Origin of the sequence: Flavobacterium potami, from assembly GCF_020026915.1 — a bacterium.
In the GTDB taxonomy this organism is placed as follows: Bacteria; Bacteroidota; Bacteroidia; order Flavobacteriales; family Flavobacteriaceae; genus Flavobacterium; species Flavobacterium potami.
Map to the genome: position 1 here is coordinate 446,608 of NZ_JAINUY010000002.1, position 21,832 is coordinate 468,439.

The 21,832-nt window shown below is 32.6% G+C and carries 24 protein-coding genes; 7 read left to right on the forward strand and 17 right to left on the reverse strand.

Features of this window, described 5'->3' with window-relative positions; genetic code table 11:
* Nucleotides 1-135: 135 nt before the first annotated feature.
* The 10 genes from K6T82_RS07730 to murQ form a co-directional block, all read right to left on the reverse strand.
* On the reverse strand, nucleotides 136-768 hold the full coding sequence (locus K6T82_RS07730) for a 3'-5' exonuclease (protein ID WP_223705360.1): 633 nt from the start codon (nucleotides 766-768) through the stop codon (nucleotides 136-138).
* 2 nt (nucleotides 769-770) lie between these two features.
* On the reverse strand, nucleotides 771-2,690 hold the full coding sequence (locus K6T82_RS07735; protein ID WP_223705361.1) for a DUF294 nucleotidyltransferase-like domain-containing protein: 1,920 nt from the start codon (nucleotides 2,688-2,690) through the stop codon (nucleotides 771-773).
* 228 nt (nucleotides 2,691-2,918) lie between these two features.
* The gene (locus tag K6T82_RS07740; RefSeq protein ID WP_223705362.1) at nucleotides 2,919-3,290 is read right to left on the reverse strand and encodes a DNA topoisomerase IV; all 372 of its coding nucleotides are present in this window, start codon (nucleotides 3,288-3,290) and stop codon (nucleotides 2,919-2,921) included.
* A gap of 89 nt (nucleotides 3,291-3,379) precedes the next feature.
* Nucleotides 3,380-3,844: a hypothetical protein gene (locus K6T82_RS07745; RefSeq protein ID WP_223705363.1), complete on the reverse strand. Its 465-nt coding sequence runs from the start codon at nucleotides 3,842-3,844 to the stop codon at nucleotides 3,380-3,382.
* Nucleotides 3,845-3,859: 15 nt separating this feature from the next.
* Complete coding sequence (locus K6T82_RS07750) at nucleotides 3,860-4,435, reverse strand: DUF1572 family protein (protein WP_223705364.1); 576 nt, start codon at nucleotides 4,433-4,435, stop codon at nucleotides 3,860-3,862.
* Between the two features lie 3 nt (nucleotides 4,436-4,438).
* The gene (locus K6T82_RS07755; RefSeq protein WP_223705365.1) at nucleotides 4,439-5,011 is read right to left on the reverse strand and encodes a pentapeptide repeat-containing protein; all 573 of its coding nucleotides are present in this window, start codon (nucleotides 5,009-5,011) and stop codon (nucleotides 4,439-4,441) included.
* Between the two features lie 24 nt (nucleotides 5,012-5,035).
* A complete protein-coding gene (locus K6T82_RS07760) occupies nucleotides 5,036-5,314 on the reverse strand; it encodes a type II toxin-antitoxin system RelE/ParE family toxin (protein ID WP_223705366.1) in 279 nt (92 codons plus the stop codon).
* The gene (locus tag K6T82_RS07765; RefSeq protein ID WP_223705367.1) at nucleotides 5,299-5,529 is read right to left on the reverse strand and encodes a hypothetical protein; all 231 of its coding nucleotides are present in this window, start codon (nucleotides 5,527-5,529) and stop codon (nucleotides 5,299-5,301) included. Before K6T82_RS07765 ends, K6T82_RS07760 begins: the two co-directional genes overlap by 16 nt.
* 27 nt (nucleotides 5,530-5,556) lie before the next feature.
* The gene (locus tag K6T82_RS07770) at nucleotides 5,557-5,778 is read right to left on the reverse strand and encodes a DUF6095 family protein (RefSeq protein WP_223705368.1); all 222 of its coding nucleotides are present in this window, start codon (nucleotides 5,776-5,778) and stop codon (nucleotides 5,557-5,559) included.
* A 164-nt stretch (nucleotides 5,779-5,942) separates the two neighbouring features.
* Nucleotides 5,943-6,755: an N-acetylmuramic acid 6-phosphate etherase gene (murQ, locus tag K6T82_RS07775; RefSeq protein ID WP_223705369.1), complete on the reverse strand. Its 813-nt coding sequence runs from the start codon at nucleotides 6,753-6,755 to the stop codon at nucleotides 5,943-5,945.
* Between the two features lie 169 nt (nucleotides 6,756-6,924).
* Between murQ and K6T82_RS07780 the strand changes: the two genes are divergently transcribed.
* From K6T82_RS07780 to K6T82_RS07790, 3 genes are all read left to right on the forward strand, one after another.
* Nucleotides 6,925-8,067 (forward strand): helix-turn-helix domain-containing protein, encoded by a 1,143-nt coding sequence (locus K6T82_RS07780; RefSeq protein ID WP_223705370.1) that lies wholly within the window; start codon nucleotides 6,925-6,927, stop codon nucleotides 8,065-8,067.
* A gap of 121 nt (nucleotides 8,068-8,188) precedes the next feature.
* Nucleotides 8,189-9,310, forward strand: coding sequence for a helix-turn-helix domain-containing protein (locus K6T82_RS07785; RefSeq protein ID WP_223705371.1), 1,122 nt, complete (start codon nucleotides 8,189-8,191; stop codon nucleotides 9,308-9,310).
* 155 nt (nucleotides 9,311-9,465) lie between these two features.
* Entirely contained in the window at nucleotides 9,466-11,850 is a 2,385-nt protein-coding gene (locus K6T82_RS07790) for a TonB-dependent receptor (RefSeq protein ID WP_223705372.1), read from the forward strand.
* 65 nt (nucleotides 11,851-11,915) lie between these two features.
* Here the strand turns inward: K6T82_RS07790 and K6T82_RS07795 are convergent, their stop codons facing one another.
* Nucleotides 11,916-12,584, reverse strand: coding sequence for a ZIP family metal transporter (locus tag K6T82_RS07795; protein WP_223705373.1), 669 nt, complete (start codon nucleotides 12,582-12,584; stop codon nucleotides 11,916-11,918).
* A gap of 97 nt (nucleotides 12,585-12,681) precedes the next feature.
* Nucleotides 12,682-13,446: a class I SAM-dependent methyltransferase gene (locus tag K6T82_RS07800; RefSeq protein ID WP_223705374.1), complete on the reverse strand. Its 765-nt coding sequence runs from the start codon at nucleotides 13,444-13,446 to the stop codon at nucleotides 12,682-12,684.
* Between the two features lie 111 nt (nucleotides 13,447-13,557).
* On the opposite strand from K6T82_RS07800, the gene K6T82_RS07805 reads away from it, so the two are divergent.
* From K6T82_RS07805 to K6T82_RS07815, 3 genes are all read left to right on the forward strand, one after another.
* Nucleotides 13,558-14,721 carry a THUMP domain-containing class I SAM-dependent RNA methyltransferase gene (locus K6T82_RS07805; RefSeq protein ID WP_223705375.1) on the forward strand — a complete coding sequence of 388 codons (1,164 nt, stop codon included), beginning with the start codon at nucleotides 13,558-13,560 and terminating at the stop codon, nucleotides 14,719-14,721.
* A 106-nt stretch (nucleotides 14,722-14,827) separates the two neighbouring features.
* Nucleotides 14,828-15,064: a hypothetical protein gene (locus K6T82_RS07810; RefSeq protein WP_223705376.1), complete on the forward strand. Its 237-nt coding sequence runs from the start codon at nucleotides 14,828-14,830 to the stop codon at nucleotides 15,062-15,064.
* Between the two features lie 10 nt (nucleotides 15,065-15,074).
* Complete coding sequence (locus K6T82_RS07815) at nucleotides 15,075-15,767, forward strand: aspartate/glutamate racemase family protein (protein WP_223705377.1); 693 nt, start codon at nucleotides 15,075-15,077, stop codon at nucleotides 15,765-15,767.
* 75 nt (nucleotides 15,768-15,842) lie between these two features.
* Here the strand turns inward: K6T82_RS07815 and K6T82_RS07820 are convergent, their stop codons facing one another.
* From K6T82_RS07820 to rlmD, 3 genes are read right to left on the reverse strand one after another with little or no spacing between them, the layout of a single operon-like run.
* Entirely contained in the window at nucleotides 15,843-16,682 is an 840-nt protein-coding gene (locus tag K6T82_RS07820; RefSeq protein ID WP_223705378.1) for a DUF6048 family protein, read from the reverse strand.
* Nucleotides 16,654-17,145, reverse strand: coding sequence for a DUF6452 family protein (locus K6T82_RS07825; RefSeq protein WP_223705379.1), 492 nt, complete (start codon nucleotides 17,143-17,145; stop codon nucleotides 16,654-16,656). The genes K6T82_RS07820 and K6T82_RS07825 overlap by 29 nt, the downstream gene beginning before the upstream one ends.
* 10 nt (nucleotides 17,146-17,155) lie before the next feature.
* Nucleotides 17,156-18,568 (reverse strand): 23S rRNA (uracil(1939)-C(5))-methyltransferase RlmD, encoded by a 1,413-nt coding sequence (rlmD, locus tag K6T82_RS07830; RefSeq protein ID WP_223705380.1) that lies wholly within the window; start codon nucleotides 18,566-18,568, stop codon nucleotides 17,156-17,158.
* 157 nt (nucleotides 18,569-18,725) lie between these two features.
* Between rlmD and K6T82_RS07835 the strand changes: the two genes are divergently transcribed.
* A complete protein-coding gene (locus K6T82_RS07835) occupies nucleotides 18,726-19,775 on the forward strand; it encodes a sensor histidine kinase (RefSeq protein ID WP_223705381.1) in 1,050 nt (349 codons plus the stop codon).
* A gap of 79 nt (nucleotides 19,776-19,854) precedes the next feature.
* Here K6T82_RS07835 and K6T82_RS07840 read toward each other — a convergent pair whose 3' ends face one another.
* Together K6T82_RS07840 and cysM are read right to left on the reverse strand one after the other, a co-directional pair.
* A complete protein-coding gene (locus K6T82_RS07840; protein ID WP_223705382.1) occupies nucleotides 19,855-20,841 on the reverse strand; it encodes an aldo/keto reductase in 987 nt (328 codons plus the stop codon).
* Nucleotides 20,842-20,943: 102 nt separating this feature from the next.
* Nucleotides 20,944-21,831 (reverse strand): cysteine synthase CysM, encoded by an 888-nt coding sequence (cysM, locus tag K6T82_RS07845; RefSeq protein WP_223705383.1) that lies wholly within the window; start codon nucleotides 21,829-21,831, stop codon nucleotides 20,944-20,946.
* Between the last annotated feature and the right edge of the window lies 1 nt (nucleotide 21,832).

The window sequence follows — 21,832 nt, forward strand, 5'->3', positions numbered from 1 at the left end:
TCAGAGCAAAGCTATCTTTCAAAAACAACATACGTGTTATGACTGTCTTTCCTTATTGCTAATTTTTATAAGTCTTGTATTATTAAATGGTAAATTTAAGACGGTAAATGTAAATTTAAGACTCTTAAAAAAAACTTAAAGTGATTTAAAAAGCTGATTTAAATTGGTCGCCTTTTTGTCTTTTAACTTTCTGACAATTTTAAGAAAAGCCAAAGCAGTAATATAGGCATCGCCCAAAGCAGTATGACGATCTTTTTTTGAAATATCAAATTTATCTGCTAAATCATCTAACGAATAATGGTCCTTTCGTTCAAATAAGTGGGATTGAATTAAGGTCTTTTTATACAAATAAGCGGTGTCTAAACTTCTATTGGTTAGTTGAGGAAGACCATTTCTTTCTAAAGCTTTATTAATCATCGTAACATCAAAAATGGTATGATGTGCAATGATTATGGAGTCTCCCAAAAAATCTAAAAACTGTTGCAAAGCCTCTAATTCTGTGGGACGCGGAATAACAAAAGCCTTCAAAATTCCATGAATTTGAGCAGTAGATTTATCATAATGTTCTTGTTCTAAATAAACCTCGAAACTGTTTTGAATGGAGATAATTCCGTTTTGAAGGATTAGGGCGCCAATGCATAATATTCGATCATTATCATAATCAAAACCAGTAGTTTCGGTATCCAGAACCACAAAACGAGTTTCTTCGATAGAGATATTCTCATCAAATAAATCTTCCTCTTTTTTCCAAAAATTGAATAAACTCATGATTATACCAGATTTGAGATATTAAAACGTACAGAAATAAGTTCTTGAAGCTCTTTAATTGTTTTAAAAGTACGTTTCAGTTTAATTTTTTCCATTTTTGTTAAAGATTCTAGTTCAATAAACTGGCCCGAATCATGGTGTAAAAGACCTTGTTTGGTTCTGAATTTCAGTAATGCTTTAAATGAATAGGAGCAAGACAGATATAATTCTCGATTGTTAGGCTCTAATTCTGCTAATTTTTCGAAACGCTCTGCGGTATTACTGATTCCTTTAATAGAATGTGATAAAATTAAAACACGTGCAGCATCGGTAAGAGGCATCAAAGCTCTTCGTTTAATATCAAAATTATCCTTATTGGCACCATCTTGTTCTACCAAAAATTGTCTAAAGAAACCGGTTGGAGATGGGCTTTGCAAAGCTCCACTTACCAAATGCATATAAAAAATCGGATTGGCTTTTATGGTTTCAAAGATATAATCGGATAATTGACTTACAATCTCCGTATCGCCGTAAGTCGAACTATAATCAAAGAAAATAAAAGAAAGTAAAACCTCATTTTTACCAGGATTAGTAATCCAGTGATGCACTTGATCTTTCCATTCACCAAGGCTCATACACCATTTTGGGTTAGAAGCCATCATTTCTGCAGGGCAATAATCATAACCAATTTCAAATAAGCCTTTATTAACTAGACCTGCAAATTTTTGAAAATAGATTCTAGTTTCATCTCTAAAAACTTCATTAACATTTTCGTAAACAATTGCATTATCCTGATCGGTATGTAACATTTGTTCGCCGCGGCCTTGACTTCCCATTGCCAGCCAGGCAAACTTTACAGGTGGTGGACTGCTCATTTTTTCAATACAAATTTCGATTACGCGTGCAGTACAGGCTTCATTAAGTTCTGTAATGATTTTGGTAATCAGAGTCATCGGGATATTTTGATCCAAATAACCTTGCAGTAATTGCATAATTTGATTTCGAATTGGCTTTATTTCCTTGATTTTTTTGGTGCGTTTCAAGGCTTTAATTAAAACTGCCGGATTATTTCCAAGTGCCACCATAACATCATGCTTCGATAAAATACCGACTGCTTTTGTGTTTATAGTTCCATCTTTTGTTAGGCATAAATGGCTGATGTTGCTTTTCATCATCGCCATTTGTGCTTCGGTAACCGTCATTTTTTTGGGATATGTAATAACAGGTTTCGTCATTATCGTTTCGGCAGTGGTTGTAATTGGGAAATCTCCTGTAACAATCTTATTTCTAAGATCTTTGTCAGTCAAAATACCAATTGGAAGCATTTCATCGACTATCAAAATTGCACCGACTTTCTTTTTACTCATAATTGTGGCAATATCCTTTACGGTCGTAGAAGGACTGCAAGTCACAATTTTCTTAGAATATTTTATTGGAGTCAAATCAAAAGAATGATTGTTGGAATGCAGATGATCATCTAATAAATCATCACCATATAATTTATCTTTATGGATATCGGAATAAGGATTTCCGGTATTTGAAGCATAACTTTCAATAAGGAAATTACCAACATTTCTATTTTCCAAGGCATATGGTTTAAAAACCGCAATTGGAATAGCATATAAAATACTTTCTTCATGTGCGCTGGCTTCCATAATATAATTTTCTTGTGCTAAAAGAGGTCGAAGTCCAAAGATGTCACCTTCATCACACATATCTAAAACCGTATTTTTAGTACTTTTTTTTAAAGCCACAGCGCCCTTGTGAACAACATAAAAAGAATCATGAGTTTTGTCATTCTCCGCAAAGATTACGGCATCTTTTTCTTTGTAAATAATCGAAATCTGCTCAGACAGTTTTTCTAAATCTCTTTGATGTAGGAAATTAAAAGGCGGATAGTTCTTTAAAAAGTCTGCAACTCTTTGCGAAATGGTATTTTTCATAGGGTTAGATTAAGGTTCTAATGTACTATTTTAAATAGAAATGTAAAAGAAACACGTTACAATAATTTGCTTTAAAGGGACAAAGTAGCAAAGTGACAAAGGAACAAAGGTCTTTTATAGAAAAATTTTATTCATGTAGTTTGTCATTTCTCGTTCCTCGAAATGACAAAAATGAGTATAATAAAAAAAGCTCCTTTGGGAGCTTTTATATTTTTTAAAAGAGCATTTTTAATCTATTTTATAAACCGTACCGCGCTGTTTTTCTTCAGAACCAACCATTCCAAATTCAAAAGTGTAAGAATCTTTGGAAGTTGTTAAAATTTTCATGCTGATTGCTTTTTCTTCAGCCATGTTTTTTGGGTGTTTTTTTTGCAATACATATTCGCAATCGCTTACCCAACGTATCGTAGCAGTATCTGTTTTACCTTCAAAGGTTTCAATTTCGATATCTTCTTTACGTTCAAAAAGAGTCGTTTTTTTAACGCCATTTACTTCGTATTCGAATTTGAATTTTCCGGTTTTAAAATCTTTACAATTGTGTTCAGCATTATAACAAGAAACGAGAGCCAGAACGGGTAATAGGAATATAATTTTTTTCATTTTTAATAAGTTTTTTTAGGAGCTAATCCTGCTTTCCATTTCAATCAGGGTTAGGGCATTTGGTGTAACAATAGATAATGGTATTATAATTACACTTTTTGAATATAAAATTCTTTTAGTTTTTTTGATTCTTTGACTTCTTCTTTCAGCTCTTCTTTAGATTCGTTGCCTACTGCTTTGGGCCAGATATGAAAGCCACCAAATGTCATCGCTTTTACTTGTTGTTTAAATGCGGGCGAATATTCATCAAAAAAGCTTAAATCTTCTGGATTATCCCACATTCCCCAAATACCATTTTCATCAATATCTCCCTTGTAATTTATAGGATGCGTAGGGTAAGTTTTAACCATTTTGATCTTAAAATCTTCCAGATTATAACTGCCATTCCACTTGAAAGAGCCCACATCATCAGTTCCAGAACCAGAAACCTTCAAATTGGAAAAATTTAAACTGATAGACATTTTGTGCTGCTGTGGAGAGTTAGAATAACAATAAAAACCTTCCCATTCGCCACTAGGCAAAAAATGATGTGTTTCGTTGTTTTTTGATTTCATATTTTGGAAGATATGTTATTTCAATCTTTTTAGTTCATCGTCGGTAAAGTTCTTGATTTCTTTTTCTTTGGCAAACTTTTCAGCATTGTAATTTCCCGATTTATTCTTCGGAATCGACAAACTATTCCATTCGCTTTTTTTCAATTGTTTGGCGTAAAAAACAATCTGTCCAACATGATAGGGATAATGTGCCAACTGACGATTTATGGCTTCAATTACCGTATGACCTTCATTTCTAATATAAATGATATCAGAAAGTTGTTCTGGTTTCAAGCTTTCTAAAGCATTTTCAAGACAATTCCAACCTTTATTCCAAATTTCTAAAACCTCTTCTTTCGATTGTAAATCATTTTCAAATTCGGCATCGCGGTTGCGCCATTCTTTTTCTCCGTCAGAAGTTAAAAAATCAGTCCATCGCGAAAGCATGTTACCTGAAATATGTTTTATAATAGTGGCAATGCTGTTGGTGTCTTCGTTTACAGCAATAAAAAGTTGTTCGGGTTCAAGTTGGTCAATTGCTTTTTCTCCAAGTGTTTTGTAGTATAAAAATTGCTTTTTTGCACTTTCTAAATAAGAATTATCAGCACTCATAATTTATACAATTTTAATATCATATTTCTCTAAAAGCCCAACAATTCCTTCTGTAGAAAACTGGGCTTTTTTCATCGGATTGAATTCGGGATCAATTTTGTAATTGTAAGCTGTTTTAAAATTGACAGAGGCCAATTGTGTTTCGTTGAAAATCGCTCCATCAAGATCGCAATTGTCAAAAACAGAACTCGTTAAATTAGTTCCAATAAAGGTTACCTCGCGAACAGAAGAATTGATAAACTTGGTTTTAGGCATTTTTTTATTAGAAAAAAGGGCGTAATCTAAAACACATTCTTCAAAATGAACCTGGAATAAAAAGTCATCACATTCATTAAAAGCGATCCCTAAAAGTTTGCAATTTCTAAAAGTGACGTTTTTTAAACTCGTTCCTGCCAAACTGGTCATTGATAAATTACAATCGATAAATTCGCAGTCTAGAAAAGTATTAGAATTAAAATTACTATTTGAAAAATCACAGTTTTTAAAAACACAGTCTTCAAACTCGCGATTGTTTATTTTTTTATCAATATAAACAACTTTTTCAAATGTTTTCTGAATGTGAATTATTTCTTCCATGAATGTTTTTTTGATTTGCGAGCGTTATGACGAACACGTAATATGAAAATTGAATCGTTGGGTTATTTGATAAGAAACAGCGTAGTCATAAACAGAATAAACTCTAAAATTACCATCATTGTTGGTTTTTTGTTTATCAAGTTTGTAAATTTCAGGCTGCGTTTTTAGGATTTCGGTACTATCAAAAATGGTATTAATTACTTTATCTGCAATTCTAAGTGATTTACTTTCAAAGAAAATGTAAAAATGAATGTCTTCTAACTGGTTTAAAGCATCGCTTGACCAAATTATTTTCTTCCCCATTTTTTCGCAATTTCTTTGGCTTGATCTTCAGTATAAAAATTACCTTTTTTAATGTTTTCTAAGGCATTTTCAATATCTAAATTATAAGCTGTATCTGAGTCAATTGCGGTATTATTGATAGATTGTAGGAGGTGTTTTAGTTTTTCAACGAAAGAAGGATCTTTCATTTTATCAATTTCTTGATGAATCCAGTTTATTTCTGCTTGTATATCCATAATAAAGAATTTTAGTAAAGATACAAATTAGTCATTAAATATACCTTTCATAATGATTTTCAATCCAATAAAAATCAGTGCCATAGAACCTAAACAAGCTGCAATTCCGATTCCTAGAACCAGATAATGCCAGTTTGTATGCTGATTCATGAAAGCATTGTAAATTAATGTTGGACCAAGAAACATCAAAGGAAGAGCGCCAGTTAGATATTTAACTCCTTTTCTCAGTAAATCTTTATTTGTTGCCATTTGGTTTGTTTCAAGTTTCTTTTTGTTTCAAGTTGTTGACTTGTATTTAAACACAAAGGTCGCAAAGTTTTGTGAAAAAACCTTGCGAACCTTGGGTAAACCTTTGTGTGCTTTGCGGTAAAATATTGAAGCATTATTCAGCTCACATTTCACCAAAAAACTTCTTACTTTTTATAATTGTCAACAGCATTTCTTACGCTGCCATAATTTTTTAATAATTCTGATGCTTCTTCATAAGAAACAGGAATTTCTCCCATAATCATTTTTACGCCGCGATCAACCAGTTTAACGTTAGTCAGCTGCATATCGATCATTTTATTTCCCCTCACTTTTCCAAGCTGAATCATGGCTGCTGTCGAAATCATATTTAAAACTAATTTCTGAGCAGTTCCGGCTTTCATTCTTGAACTTCCGGTAACAAATTCCGGTCCAACCACCACTTCAATAGGAAATTGCGCGGTCAAAGCCAACGGACTTCCCGCATTACAAGTAATACAGCCTGTAATTATGTTGTTTTGATTACAAGTTTCTAAACCACCAATTACGTAAGGAGTTGTGCCAGAAGCCGCAATTCCGATTACTACGTCATTTGAATTGATATTATAATTTTGCAAGTCAATCCACGCTTGCGTTTGATTGTCTTCAGCATTTTCGACGGCACGTCTAATGGCTGTGTCTCCTCCTGCAATAATACCATTTACAAGATCAAACGGAACACCAAAAGTAGGTGGACATTCAGATGCGTCAACCACTCCAAGACGTCCAGAAGTTCCTGCTCCAATATAAAACAATCTGCCGCCAAGTTTAAGCTTTGCAACAATCTGCGGAATTAAAGCTTCTATTTGCGGAAGAGCTTTCTCCACGGCATAAGGAACTGTTTTATCTTCCTCATTAATATTGAACAACAATTCATGAACAGACATTTTCTCTAAATGTTCGTATTTGGATGCTTGTTCAGTGGTTTTAGTAAATGTCATTTTTAGTGTTATTTAGACTCGTCAAAATTAATATATTTTATCTCAATCTTGCAATGTCTCAAAGATTTATACTCTTTTTTTTCTTTTATTTTTTCTTTATAAGGACTACTTTGACCAAGCTTTGTTACAAAAACGAAAATATTATATTTGTTAAAATATTAATAGATAAATGGATAAAATAGATTTATTGCAGGGAATTGGTCGAATTTCGGTTTTTGTTTCGTTATTGCTTGCGTTTTTTTTATTGACGGTTAAAACAGAAAATAAACTCGCAAACCGATTATTTGCGTGGTTTTTTATCTTTTCTGCTGTCGATTTAAGCGGATTTTTTATTGATGCAGCTAACCGAATCCAGCTAAATTGGGAAATTTTCAGATCAACTGGATGTTTGTTAGGAATGCCTTTATTTTATCTTTTTGTATTGGCGGTCTGTTATTCTGATTTTAAACTGAAATGGAAACACTTGTTTCATGCATTGCCTTTTGTATTGGTAAATCTAGTTTTTATTCCTAGAATTTATTTAAGATATAATTTAACTTTAGAAGAATTTTTACCGCTTTTAAATCAAATGCCCGAGATCTATTTTATTCAGATTTTAGTTGAATTTCAATATGTATTTTACATTGTTAGTGTCTTTTTAATATTGAGAAAATATAGAGAAATCTATTTAGAAAACTATGCAAATCCGAGCACGGCAACTTACAAATGGCTTTTTCAGATAACCTGTGTTTTTCTTATCGCACACTCAATCGTAGCATTAAAGAATATATTGCGCTATAGTGGCTTCAGAGAAATATTTATGTGGGCAAATGTATTGGTCGGAAGTGTTGCTTTGTTTATAACTTGCTGGTTTATAATGAAAGCACTAAAACATCCTGAACTTTTTAGAGGAGTTAATTCCAAATTGAAATTAACAAAAGATATTCTGCCTGAGGTTGAAGACAAGTCGGAACCAATAAATGTGCAAAATGATTTGATTCAGTCACAAATTAAAGCTTTGAAAGACTATATGATAGAAAAAGAGCCATTTCTTGATCCTTCGTTGACTATTCAGCAGTTGTCGAATCAAATTGAAATTCCTGTTCGTGATTTATCGGTTTTAATTAATCATCATATCAATCAACATTTTTTTGATTTTGTGAATGAATATCGTATTCAGAAAGCTATGAATATCTTGAAAGATCCTTCAAAAAGTCAATTTACGGTTTTGGAAATTTTATACGAAGTAGGTTTTAATTCAAAATCTTCTTTTAATACATCTTTCAAAAAATATACTAATTTAACGCCAACAGCTTACAGAAACGCTTCATAATAAAGGTTTTGCTTTAAAACATACTTTAAATATTTAACTTTAGAATGATGTGTTTTTTTCTAAATAGTATCTTTACTAGATAATCGGATAAATGATGAATGTAGATTTTTTTTTAAGTGTAATGAGTTGGATATCAGTTTGTGTTTCACTATTGTTAGCCTTCTTCTTAATTACAGTAAAAACCCAAAATAAATTAGCAAACAGATTATTTGCATCTTATTTATTACTTTTTATAATTGATGATATCGGAATTTTTATCAATGATGATTTCATTCAAGGCTATCTCAATCTAGAATTTTTTAGATGGACTACTTGTTCTTTGGTAATGCCAATTTTCTTTCTCTACATTGTATCGGTATGTTTTGCAGGTTTTAGATTCAAGACTAAACATTTAATTCATACAATTCCATTTATCTTTACAAACGTTGTTTTCCTGTTTAGACTTTATTTGTTAAGTGATGTAGAAAAAATGCAATTTTACAACCATCGCAGTCAAATGCCAGAATTTTACTTTTTCCAGTTGTTACTGGCTGTACAAATAGTGCTCTATAGTATTGGAGTGTTTTTGGTTTTAAAAAAATATAAAGAATTGTATCAGGAAAATTATACGAATCCTAAAACGTCTATTTTTAAGTGGCTGTTTCAGATATCGTTGATCTTCTTTATTTTGTATTATCTGTCAATTGCTAAAAATGTTTTAAGATTTACAGATTTTGAACAGTTATGGATTTGGGCAAATGTAGTTATGCAATTTCTGTCTTTAATTGTTACTTGTTGGTTTGTTTTAAAAGCGCTGAACCATCCTGAACTTTTTAGAGGAATTGATTCTAAATTAGAATTAACACGAGATATTCTTCCAAAGAAAAGCGAAAATGTAATCGAAGTTTATGAAGAGAAAAGCGAAATCATTACAAGTCAAATTTTGGCATTGAAAAAATACATGACAGAAAAAGAACCATTTCTTGATCCTTCATTGACTATTCAGCAGTTGTCGAATCAAATTGAAATTCCTGTTCGTGATTTATCTGTTTTAATTAATCATCATATCAATCAGCATTTTTTTGATTTTGTAAATGAATATCGCATTCAGAAAGCTATGAATATCTTGAAAGATCCTTCAAAAAGTCAATTTACGGTTTTGGAAATTTTATACGAAGTAGGTTTTAATTCAAAATCTTCTTTTAATACATCTTTCAAAAAATATACTAATTTAACGCCAACAGCTTACAGGAACACGTTGTAAATGAGTGTTTTGTAAAAAGTCGTACTTCATACGCGAAAAAGTCGAACCAATTTCCTGAACAGAAAATGGTTCGACTTTTTTTTGTCGGTCGAATTCTGAAAATTTCTAAGGCAACTTTGCTTCAAATTAATCGAACAAGTTTAAAACTAGAAATTATGAAAACAATTAAAGTCCTTATTTTTTTACTATTGCCACTTTTTTGTATTGCTCAAAAAGATATTAAAGTAAATGGAAAAGTTACTGATGAAAAAGCGCCAATTGCGTGGACAGATGTAGTAATCTTAAATCAAGAAGGAAAAATTATAAACGGAACAACGACTAAAGAAGACGGAAGTTTCGAATTGTTATTGAACAAAGGATTTTTTAAAATTAAAATAAATCCGATGGGATATTCTGAATTCGAAAAAGATATTACTATTGAAAAAGATAGCGATCTGGGCGTAATCATCTTAAAAGAAAGTATGACAAGCTTGGGTGAAGTAGTGATTCAATCCAGGAAAAGTACAGTCGAACAGAAAATAGATCGTTTGGTTTATAATGTGGAAAATAACGTGACGAATGTTGGAGGGGATGCATTAAGCGCAATAAATACTGCACCTGGTGTCGTGGTTCAAAATGATATGATTAATATTTTAGGAAAAGGAGCTTCACGTGTTATGATCGATGGAAGAAGAATTGAGTTGTCTGGAGAAGAACTGAATGATTTTTTAAAATCTATTTCAGCAAGTGATATTAAAAGTATTGAAGTGATCAGTAATCCTTCTTCAAAATATGAAGCGGAAGGAACAGGCGGATTAATTAATATCATTATGAAAAAAGGTGCTCGAAATTCGTGGAAAAACACGACTACAGCTTCATACGACCAGAACAAATATGGAATTTTTACTTTGAGGGATAATTTTTATTACAATAAAAATAAGTTTCGATTTTCTGCCAGTGTTAATGGAAAAACGGGATATAAAAATCCAATAGAAGCTCTTGATATGTATTTTGCAGAAGGACCAACAAAAATGGATGCTACATCAAAATTTAATGAAGGTAGTCTATCAGGAAAAGCCTCTTTAGATTATGATTTTTCAGAGAAAACTACTATTGGTCTTCAATTTTTAAAAGACAAAACCACTCCAGATTTTGGTTCAGATATTAGAATTGATAAATACAACGCACAGAATCAATTGGAAAGTTATGTGCTTAATGAGAGTTTTTTAAATAGAGAAACAGGAAATCAGACATATAGTATGTTTTTGAATACAAAATTGGATGAACGTGGTCGAAAATTGTCATTTGATGTAGATTATTTTAATTATTATTCAAAATTCGATCGAGATTTTACAGCAAACAATTATACAGCTGATGGAACTTTTGTTGGTGTTAACCAATCCGGACGAAACATTTCGAATCAAGATATTGATAATTTAAGTTTTAAGGCAGATATGGAACATCCGTTTGAAACTTTCAATTTGTCTTACGGAGCAAAATTGAGTTTTACAAACAGTAAAAGTGATGCAGCATTTTATAATACAATTACCGGAACTCCAGAATTAGATACTAACCAATCTAACGTTTTTAAATATACCGAAAACAACCAAGCCGTTTATTTTAGTGCCGATAAAAAATTCAACGAAAAATGGAATTTTAAAATAGGTTTGAGATTTGAAAATACACAGACAAATGGTTTTTCTCAAACTTTAAATCAGGAAACGGTGAATGATTATTTTAAGTTATTTCCAACTTTTTTTGGTTCTTATCATAAAAATGAAAACAATGATTTTAGTTTGAGTTATGGAAAAAGAATTCGTAGACCTAGTTTTTCTCTATTAAATCCGTTTCGTGTTTACATTAGCAGTAACAGTTATTCTGAAGGAAATCCATTTTTAAAACCTTCTTTTAGCGATAATTTTGAATTTACGCATTCGTATAAAAAAATATTGAGAACAAGTGTTTTCTTAAACGTAATTAGTGATGGTTATGGTGTGATATTTACCGCAAATCCAGAAACATTGACACAAGTGGTAACAAGAGATAATTATTTTAAAGGTCTCAATTACGGAATTGGCGAAACCTATTCGGCTAGTTTTGCAGATTGGTGGGAAAGTGAAAACACCTTGTATTTTATAGGATCTGATATTAAGTTTACAAAAGATATAAATGCTGTTCCTGTAAACGGTCTTGAAGTCGATTTTTCTACAAATAATACTTTTATCTTAGGTAAAACGTCAAAATTGCAGGTAGATTTTAGTTATACAACACCATATAAAAGTGGTTTGTATGAAACGGGTTATGCATCGAGTTTGAATATTGGATTTAAACAGGATTTGTTTAATAAATCGCTACAACTTGCTTTATTGGTAAATGATGTGTTTAATACTTCGTATTTAAAAAATGATGTTTCGATTGTAAATGGGGTGAAACAAGTTTATAGTCAAAACGATAGTAATCGATTTGTGCGTTTGTCTGCAGTTTACAATTTTGGAAATAAAAAAATCAACGTAAATGAACGCGCTTTAGGTAATCAGGAAGAGAAAAAGAGGGCGAATTAAATTAGAAAATGTGTCAATTAGAAAATTATCTCATTATCTAATTGACACATTATCTAATTGTTACATTATAAAAAGAATGCCAAAAGAATCCCTAGAACGATCATAGATACTTTGGCAACGTTGAATTTATGTCCTTCGCTGCTTTCAAAAATAATCGTCGATGAGATGTGAAACAAAATACCAATTACGATTGCGGTTATTTCGGTGTAGTAATCGTTTAAAATTGGTAAAAATTCTGATGCAACTGTCCCTAATGGGGTCATAATGGCGAATGTAAGCATAAAAGCAAAGATGGCTTTTTTGTTCAAATCGGCATTGATGAAAAATGTGGTCAAAATTACAGCAATTGGTAAATGATGAATTGCGATTCCGATTGCTAAACCTTGATGATGGCTCACTGGAAATCCTTCCAAAAAGGCGTGAATACATAAGCTAATAAACAAAAGCCACGGAATTTGAGACATTTTTGCATGTCCGTGAACGTGTCCGTGTTCGGCACCTTTTGAGAAAAATTCGAGTACGATCTGAAATAAAATCCCGACCATTATAAAGATTCCGATATTATGATTGTGAGATTCGTAAACTTCTGGAAGAAGATGCATTACGGTTAACGACAATAAAAAAGAACCGCTAAAAGCAAGCAGTAATTTTAAATTGGTTTTGTTTTTCGGTTTTATAAACAAAGCCACACCATATCCTAAAAGTACAGAAAATAAGGGTAGTAGATAATTCATTTTTTATTGTTCAATCGTTGATCTGTTTAATCGTTTAATTGTTTAATTGTTTTTTGCGTACCGATTAAACGGTTAAACAAATAAACGATTAACCCATTTATTTAAAAATCATGATTAATCTTTCGCTTTCGGTTTTGTGGAATTTTTTCAGTTTATAATCTCCAAAAATGTCAAGTAGATAAATTCCGGCTTCGTCCATTAATTCCTGAAAGTCTTTCAAAGTTAGTGCTTTTACTTTTTCTGTAAAATGGAATTTTCTGCCTTGATCTTCAAAATCAATTTCTTTGAAGATATGTCCGTCTTCAACGTATCTTTTGATGTGAAAGTCAATTTCATCGACCGTTTTTACTTCTTCTGGAACTAAATTTTCGATTACGTTTGTCACGTTCATAAAATCGATAACGGCAAAACCATATTCTGATAAACTTTCTTTGATTGCTTTTAAAGTAGTCAGATTATCATCGTCGCTTTCGAAATAACCAAAACTGGTAAAAAGATTAAAAATAGCATCGAATTTTTCTTCAAACGGTTCACGCATATCGTGAACTTTAAAATGCAGTGTTTCGTTGCTGTTCTTGCTGGCCTCATTAATACTGTTTTCAGACAAATCTGCTCCTAAGACATTAAAACCTAACTGATTTAAATAGATAGAATGACGGCCTTTTCCGCATGCCAAATCCAAAACTTTTGCTTTTTCGGGCAAATTAAGATAGTGCGTCAAATTGTCCATGAAAATTTGAGCTTCACGATAATTTCGATCCTTATAAAGAATGTGATAATATGGCGTATCAAACCATGAAGAATACCAATTTTGATCGTCGCCTTCCTGATTTGGGATTGATGCGTTATGCTTTTCAGACATTTATTCTATTTCAATTAATTCAAAGTCCGGCAAATTTAGTGTATTTTTGCCGAAAAATAACTATTTCGCTATCATACGTAACAGCGATTGGCTTTTTTTAATTGAAAAGAAATGGAAGAAAATTTTAAAATGATTGCCAAATGCTTTTTTGGCTTTGAAGAAATACTAGAAAAAGAATTACGCGCACTTGGAGCTCAGGATGTTGAAAAAGGTGTGAGAATGGTAAGTTTTAAAGGAGACAAAGGTTTTATGTACAAAGCCAATTTGTCTTTAAGAACTGCACTTAAAGTGTTAAAACCAATTTATTCTTTTAGAGCCAATAACGAACAAGCACTATATAAAGGAATTTCTGGTGTAAACTGGTCGAAATTCTTAAATGCAAATCAGACATTTGTGATCGATGCGACGGTACATTCTACTTATTTCAATCATTCTGAATTTGTTTCTCAAAAATGTAAAGATGCAATTGTAGATCAGTTTAGAGAGAGAACAGGGCAACGTCCAAGTATCGATAAACAATATCCAGACTTGCGAATTAATATTCATATCGATAGAGATCAGGTTTCTGTTGCTTTGGATACTTCTGGAGCTTCACTTCATCATCGTGGTTATAGAACGGCAACAAATATCGCTCCTATTAATGAGGTTTTAGCAGCAGGAGTATTGTTGTTATCCGGATGGGATGGTCAAAGTCATTTCTTGGATCCAATGTGCGGTTCTGGAACTTTTCTGGCTGAGGCAGCAATGATTGCTTGTAATATTCCGGCAAACATTAACAGAAAAGAATTTGCTTTTGAAAAATGGAAAGACTGGGACAACGACTTGTTCGATACCATTATTGAAAGTTTAATGAAGAAAACAAGAGAATTTCATTATACCATTAAAGGTTTTGATAAAGCGCCAAGTGCAATAAGCAAAGCTAAAGACAATATTAGAAACGCCAATCTAGAAGATTATATAACGATTCACGAAGATAACTTTTTTGATACTGAAAAAGAAGTAGAAGGAAAGCTTCATATGGTTTTCAATCCGCCATACGATGAACGTTTGGATATTCACATGGAAAGATTCTACGCAAGTATTGGCGATACTCTAAAGAAAAATTACCCAGGAACAAATGCTTGGTTTATTACAGCAAACTTAGAAGCTCTTAAATTTGTAGGATTGAAACCTTCAAGAAAAATCAAACTTTTCAATGGTAGCTTAGAAGCGCGTTTGGTAAAATACGAAATGTACGAAGGAAGCAAGAGAACGAAGTTTCAGGTTTCTGAATAATATAGCAACAAAGTAACAAAGTTACAAAGTTGCAAAGGTTTAGGTTTTGAGGTAAAAACTTTGTCACTTTGTTACTTTGCAACTTTGAACCTCAAAAATAAAAAACATGTCAAAACTACAACTAAGAGCTTTTCTATATCAATTAGCCGCTTTTGCGGTTTTATTCCTATTATTCCGATATTTAATTGCTGCGTACACAGGATTAACAGGAATCTGGATTCCGATGACTGCATTTGTTATTGGAACTATTATCGGACCTAAATTTCAGGCCGTAAGAACAAAAGATGGTGAAAAACTTTTTATGAAATGGCTTTTCGTTAAAGGAATAAAAGAAATTAAGTAATTATTTCATTATGAAGAAAATTGGGCTTATTGGCGGAATTAGTTGGGTTTCTACATCAGATTATTATACTTTAATTAATAAAGGAATAAATGAAAAACTTGGCGGATTAAACTTCTCCGAATGTCTGATTTATTCTTTCAACTATGCTGATATCAAAAAGAATAACGATAATAATGATTGGGATTCTACCTTCGAAATGCTTTTAAAAGCAGCAGAAGTCTTGAAATCGGGCGGGGCAGAAGCAATTGTTCTGTGTGCTAATACCATGCATTTAATTGCAGATAAACTGGAGAAAGCGATTGGGCTTCCTCTTATTCATATTGCGGAAGAAACAGCAGTTGAAATTCAGAAAAAGAAAATCAAAAAAGTAGGCTTGCTGGGTACTAAATTTACAATGGAATTGGATTTCTTTAAAGATAAGCTATCAGAAAAAGAAATTGAAGCAATAATTCCGGATTCTGAAGACGATAAAGATTTTATTCATCATACTATTTTTGAGGAATTAGGTCGTGGAATCGTAACAGACGAAACCAAAAAACGTTACTTGGAAATCGCCAATGCATTAATACAAAAGGGTGCAGAAGGTATTATTTTAGGATGTACTGAAATTCCGTTAGTCATAAAAGTAGGAGATTTAAAAGTTCCTATTTTTGATACAACTTTGATCCATACCCAAGCAGCAATAAATTTTCAATTATCATAAAAAAAGGCGGCCAATTCAAATTTTGAATTGGCCGTCTTTTTTAAGGCGATTTTTTAGAAACGAAGTCTCTAAAAACTATTGCTTTTTCTTAGGAGCTTCTTTTATTGTTTCAGAAGCCATTGTTTTCTTTTTATAAATAGGAATAAAATACGAAACCGTGTAGTTGAATCCTACTCCAAAACTTCCATCATATGTTCTGTTGAAACCAGGGATGTATAAATTTTCAAAATTATCAGGTTCTTTATTCATAACTAAAAGTTTAAGCTGTACGCCAAAACCAACAAATACGTTTTTTACAACTTGAGCTTTTAATCCTAAACCAACTTCAATCCAGCCAGCAGTAAGACCGCTGTATTTTTGATCGGTACTTACAACAGGAAGTTCTCCCCAATACGGATTCGGATTATAGATTCTATAGCTATGCAATTCCTGACTGAAAGTACTAAAACCACCTCGCATTCCTATTGTGATGAGATTTTCCATATCCAGCCAGTTTTGATAAAAATTATAATCGAATCCTCCTTTGATATAGGTTCCCGTTGCAGAAGAATTTAATCTGTCATCATCGGTTGTTTTGTCTTCGTATCCTAATTCAGCTGCTAAATAATATTTTTTAGTCAATCTCCAGTCACCAACAAATTCGATTCCTTTGTAATCTTTGTCATAAAGACCTCGAGTCAATTTATATAAATCGACACCAACACGAAGACCATAGCGATCGGTTTTTACAACGCTGTCTTTTTTTACTTCCTGAATTTCCGGTTTTGTTTTAGGCTCAGGTTTAACAGTTTCAATTTTTGGTTTTTTAGGCTCTAGTTCTTTATTTTTCGAAATTTCTGGAACATCCTGAGCTTGCCCTAAAAATGTAGAAAACAATAAACAGATACTAGAAATAAACTTGAACGTGTGTTTCATCTTCTGAATCAATGTTAGGGTTAATTAATTGAACTCGAGTCGTCCAGATTCCATCAGCATTCGGATCATCTGTACGGGTAATAGAATTTACATGAAAAATAGTTTTAAAGCCACAAGCTCTCGAAACATATACATTTTGTGTGCTGTAATTAACCGTTAAAACATCATTGTTTCTGTCGGTCGGAATTGTACTGTTATACGTTAGATTAAACGTCGTAATAGAATCATTAACTTTTAGTGGAAGTTCAATACTGCTTACGGCATTAAAAGCAATTCCCGTACTCATTCCTTCGCCAGTAGCCAGCAAATTACTGACATTTCTCTCAACCGTTGGATCTGCATTATCGTAAAATGTAATAACCAATCTTGGTGTAGTTGGTGTATTGGCATCGCATATATCATCTTTCTCGCAGCTTGATAAGCCAAAAGTAAAAATCAATAAAAGAGAGATTAGTTTTTTCATTTATATTTTTCTATCGAAGTTCTAAAAGGACAACATTTTCAACATGGTGTGTCTGCGGAAACATGTCTACAGGTCTAACACGTGTAACTTTGTATTTTTCGTCCATTAAAGCCAAATCACGTGCCTGAGTTGCAGAATTACAGCTTACGTAAACGACTCTTTTTGGAGCAATTTTCAGAATTTGTTCTACAACATCTTTATGCATTCCGTCGCGAGGAGGATCTGTAATAATAACGTCTGGTTTGCCGTGTTGCGCAATAAAAGCTTCATTAAAGACAACTTTCATGTCTCCAACAAAAAACTCACAATTCGTAATATTATTGCGTTCTGCATTGGCTTTAGCATCAATAATAGCTTCAGGAACACTTTCTACTCCGATTACTTTTTTTGCTTTTTTAGAAACGAATTGTGCAATTGTACCTGTTCCTGTATATAAATCGTAAACAGTTTCGTTACCGGTAAGACCAGCAAATTCTCTTGTGATTTTATATAATTCGTAAGCTTGATCAGAATTGGTTTGATAAAAAGATTTAGCATTTATACTAAACTTTAATCCTTCCATTTCTTCTAAGATATAATTTCTTCCTTTATACAGAATAACATCCTGATCGTAAATTGTATCATTTGGTTTTCCGTTTACCACATATTGTAAAGAGGTGATTTGAGGGAATTTCTCATACAAATGATCTAATATTAATTCTCTGTTTTCTTTGTCTTCTTCGAAAAACTGAATTAAAACCATAATTTCGCCAGTTGATACCGTACGGATCATGACAGTTCTCAATAATCCTGAATGTTCTCTCGGATTGAAGAATGCTAAGTTGTGCTCGTTGGCAAATGCTCTAATTTCGTTACGAATAGCATTTGATGGATCTTCCTGTAAATGACATTTATTAATATCAAGAATTTTATCCCACATTTTTGGTATGTGAAATCCAAGAGCATTTCTGTTTCCTAAGTCTTCTGTACTTCCAATTTCTTTTTCAGTAAGCCAACGGCTGTTTGAGAAAGAAAATTCCATTTTATTTCTGTAGAAAAATTGTTTCTCAGAACCTAAAATGTCTTCAAATTCCGGAAGTTCAACTTTACCTATTCTTTGTAAATGATTTTTAACTTCATTTTGTTTGAATGCAAGCTGTTGGCTGTATTTCATGTTTTGCCATTTACAACCTCCACATACACCAAAATGTTCGCAGATTGGATCTACTCTATAATCTGATAATTCGTGAAATTTTACGGCTTTTCCCTCGTAATAAGCCTTTCTTTTTTTAAATGTTTGCACATCTACTACATCTCCAGGTACCACATTCGGAATAAAGATTACTTTTCCGTCAGGTGCTTTGGCTACTGAAACTCCTTTTGCACCAGCATCAAGAACTTGAATTTGATGAAAGACAACTTTGTCTGTATTTTTTCTTCCCATAGCGCAAAAATAAGCCTTTGAAAACTTTTACAAATTTTATTTATAAAATTTTTTAGATTTTCTTTAAAAAATTAGTTTAATTAAGTTTAAAAGTTAATTTTGTTAGTGTAATAAAGCCCCAATAATTACAATTTAACCTACAATATTGTTGTTATTTATGAAGTTGTATCACACACTCTCACAAATCAGCTTTCTTAAGAAAAGTTATGCCTTTAAGTTTTTATTCGTTGCATTTATCGGTATTCATATTCCCTTAATTGGAATTTTATTTTTTGTATTGTACTTCCAGCACAGTATTTCGCCAACATCGATTTTGGTTTTTTCTTTAATTATGACTTTACTGGCAACCGCATTAACACTTTTAGTTTTAAACCGGTTAATAAAACCTATTGCAACCGCTTCAAAAGCATTAGATGATTACAGAAGTTCAAGAAAATTGTCTGCATTACCAACAGAATATATAGACGAAGCAGGATTGTTGATGTGCAATATTCAAGAATCTATTTACGAAGCTGAGGGTTTTATCAATGAAAAGCAGGATTTGATTTATATGCTTTCTCATGATTTGAAAAATTTTGCTGGAAATCCGCAAGGTTTGGCAAAATTAATAATAAGTGAAGAACCTTCAGAATCGATTAAAAATCTGGCACAGTTAATATGCGAATCTACTGATCTGCAATTTAGATATATTGAAAATTTCATTAAACTTTTAAAAGAGCAAGATGACGTAGTTAGAGTAAATCAAGAAATAAAAACAGTGCTGTTTCCTAATATTCTTCCTTTTATTAATGAACAGGTAGAACAACGTTTATTCGATAAAAAAATAAAACTGAATTTGGTTTTAGAATGTGTCGAAGCTAAACTTAAAATCGACGAAGGTCTGTTGATTCAGGTTTTGGTAAATTTGATTAGTAATGCGGTTAAGTTTTCTTATTTTGATAGTGAAATTAAAGTCAGAATTTACTCTGAAGACTCAAAATTGATTTTAACGGTAAAAGACAATGGAATGGGATTTGACAGAAACCAAATTGAGGATTTGTTTAAAAAGTTTACCAAAATGAGTCGACTAGGAACAGCAAATGAAGGTTCTACCGGAATTGGTTTGTATCTGTGCAAAAAAATCATTGAAAGAAACAAAGGTAGACTAACAGCTTCAAGCGAAGGAAAAAATAGGGGAGCTGAATTTAAAATCGAATTCGATCTTTAACGTAACAGTAGAAAAAAACAAAGGTTACTAAAAATTTACTTTAGTAACCTTTGTTGTAAAATCTATCCAAAGGGATTTATTACCAAAGCTGATGAACAGCAGGTTTAATGAAATCATTGTAAACCTTATTCATAGCTGAAATTTGTTCTGCGGTTAATTTCGGAGTATCATAAACAGATAAATTCGATAAAACGTGATCAACTTTTGAGGCACCAGGAATAATACAGCTGATTTCATTAAAACTTAAAATCCATTGTAGTGCAATTGGAGCAAGATTTTGATTTTCTGGAAATAGTGCTTTTAATGCTTCAACAGCTTTTAAACCAAGTTCGTAATCAATTCCTGAGAAAGTTTCGCCTTTATCAAAAGCTTCTCCATTTCGATTGAAATTACGGTGATCTTGTGAATCGAAAGAGGTATTAGAATCAAATTTACCAGTCAAAAGTCCGCTTGCTAATGGAACTCTCGCAATAATTCCGATATCTTTCCTTTTTGCTTCAGAGAAAAACAATTCAGAAGGACGCTGGCGAAACAAATTGAAGATAATTTGAACAGTTGTCACGTTATCATATTCAATTGCTTTTAAAGCTTCTTCAACTTTTTCGACACTTACTCCAAGATTAAGAATTTTTCCCTGTTCTTTTAAACGGTCAAAAAGTTCAAAAATTTCTGGACGATAATATACTTCCGTTGGCGGACAATGGAGTTGAATCAAATCCAATGTTTCCAGACCGGTTCTTTTCAAACTGTCTTCTACAAATTTCTGAAGCACTTTTGGTGTATATCCTTCATTAACATGCGGGTTTATTTGACGTCCGCATTTTGTGGCAACAACAATTCGTTCAGAACGAGAGCGAACCAATCTTCCAACGGCAGTTTCGCTTAATCCATTTTCGTAAACATCAGCGGTGTCAATAAAATTAACGCCATTGTCTATCGCGGTGTTTAAAAGTTCGTCGGCAGTTTTATCATCAAAACCCGATCCCCATTTTCCTCCAACTTGCCAAGTACCAAGAGAGATTTCGGAGATGTTAAAGTTTGTTTTTCCTAGTTTTCTGTAGTTCATTTCTTTTTTAGATTCAAAGGTTCATAGTTGCAAAGGGACAAAGGTTTCTTGTAGGGACGTAAAAACTTTGTCCCTTTGTGCCTCAGTCCCTTTGTTCCTTTTTTAGTCAAATAAATCCGAAGATAAATAACGATCGCCTCTATCGCAGATAACGGCAACCACCACTCCTGATTCTAATTTTTCGGCAATTTTTAAAGCAACGGCAACAGAACCTCCACTGCTCATTCCTGCAAAAACACCTTCTTCTAAGGCTAATCTTTTGGTCATTGCACGCGCTTCGTCTTCGCTAACATCAATAACAGTGTCAACTTTAGAAGCATCAAATATTTTTGGAAGATATTCTTGTGGCCATTTACGAATTCCAGGAATCTGAGAACCATCGCTTGGTTGTGCGCCTACAATTTGAATATTTGGGTTTTTCTCTTTCAAATAAGTCGAAGTTCCAATAATAGTTCCTGTTGTGCCCATTGCAGAAACGAAATGTGTTACCGTTCCGTCGGTATCGTTCCATATTTCAGGTCCAGTCGTTTTATAGTGCGCTTTCCAGTTGTCATCATTTGCAAACTGATTCAGCATCAAATATCCTCCTTGAGCTACTTTTTTGTCGGCATAATCTCTAGAACCAATAATTCCTTCGCTGGCAGGCGTTAAAATAACCGTAGCCCCATAAGCGCGCATGGTTTGTGTTCTTTCTTTTGTAGAATCTTCAGGTAAAACCAATTCGATTTCAATGCCAAATAATTGCGCGATCATTGCCAATGCAATTCCAGTGTTTCCACTAGTTGCTTCAATTAATTTGTCTCCTTTTTTGATTTCGCCTCTTTCCAAAGCAGCAGCAATCATATTATAAGCCGCTCTATCTTTTACGCTTCCTCCCGGATTATTTCCCTCCAGTTTAAGTAAAAGTTTTACATTCTTATTTTGAACCAAATTAACCGTTTCCATTAATGGAGTGTTGCCAATAAGGTTTAGTAATTTATGTGAATTCATT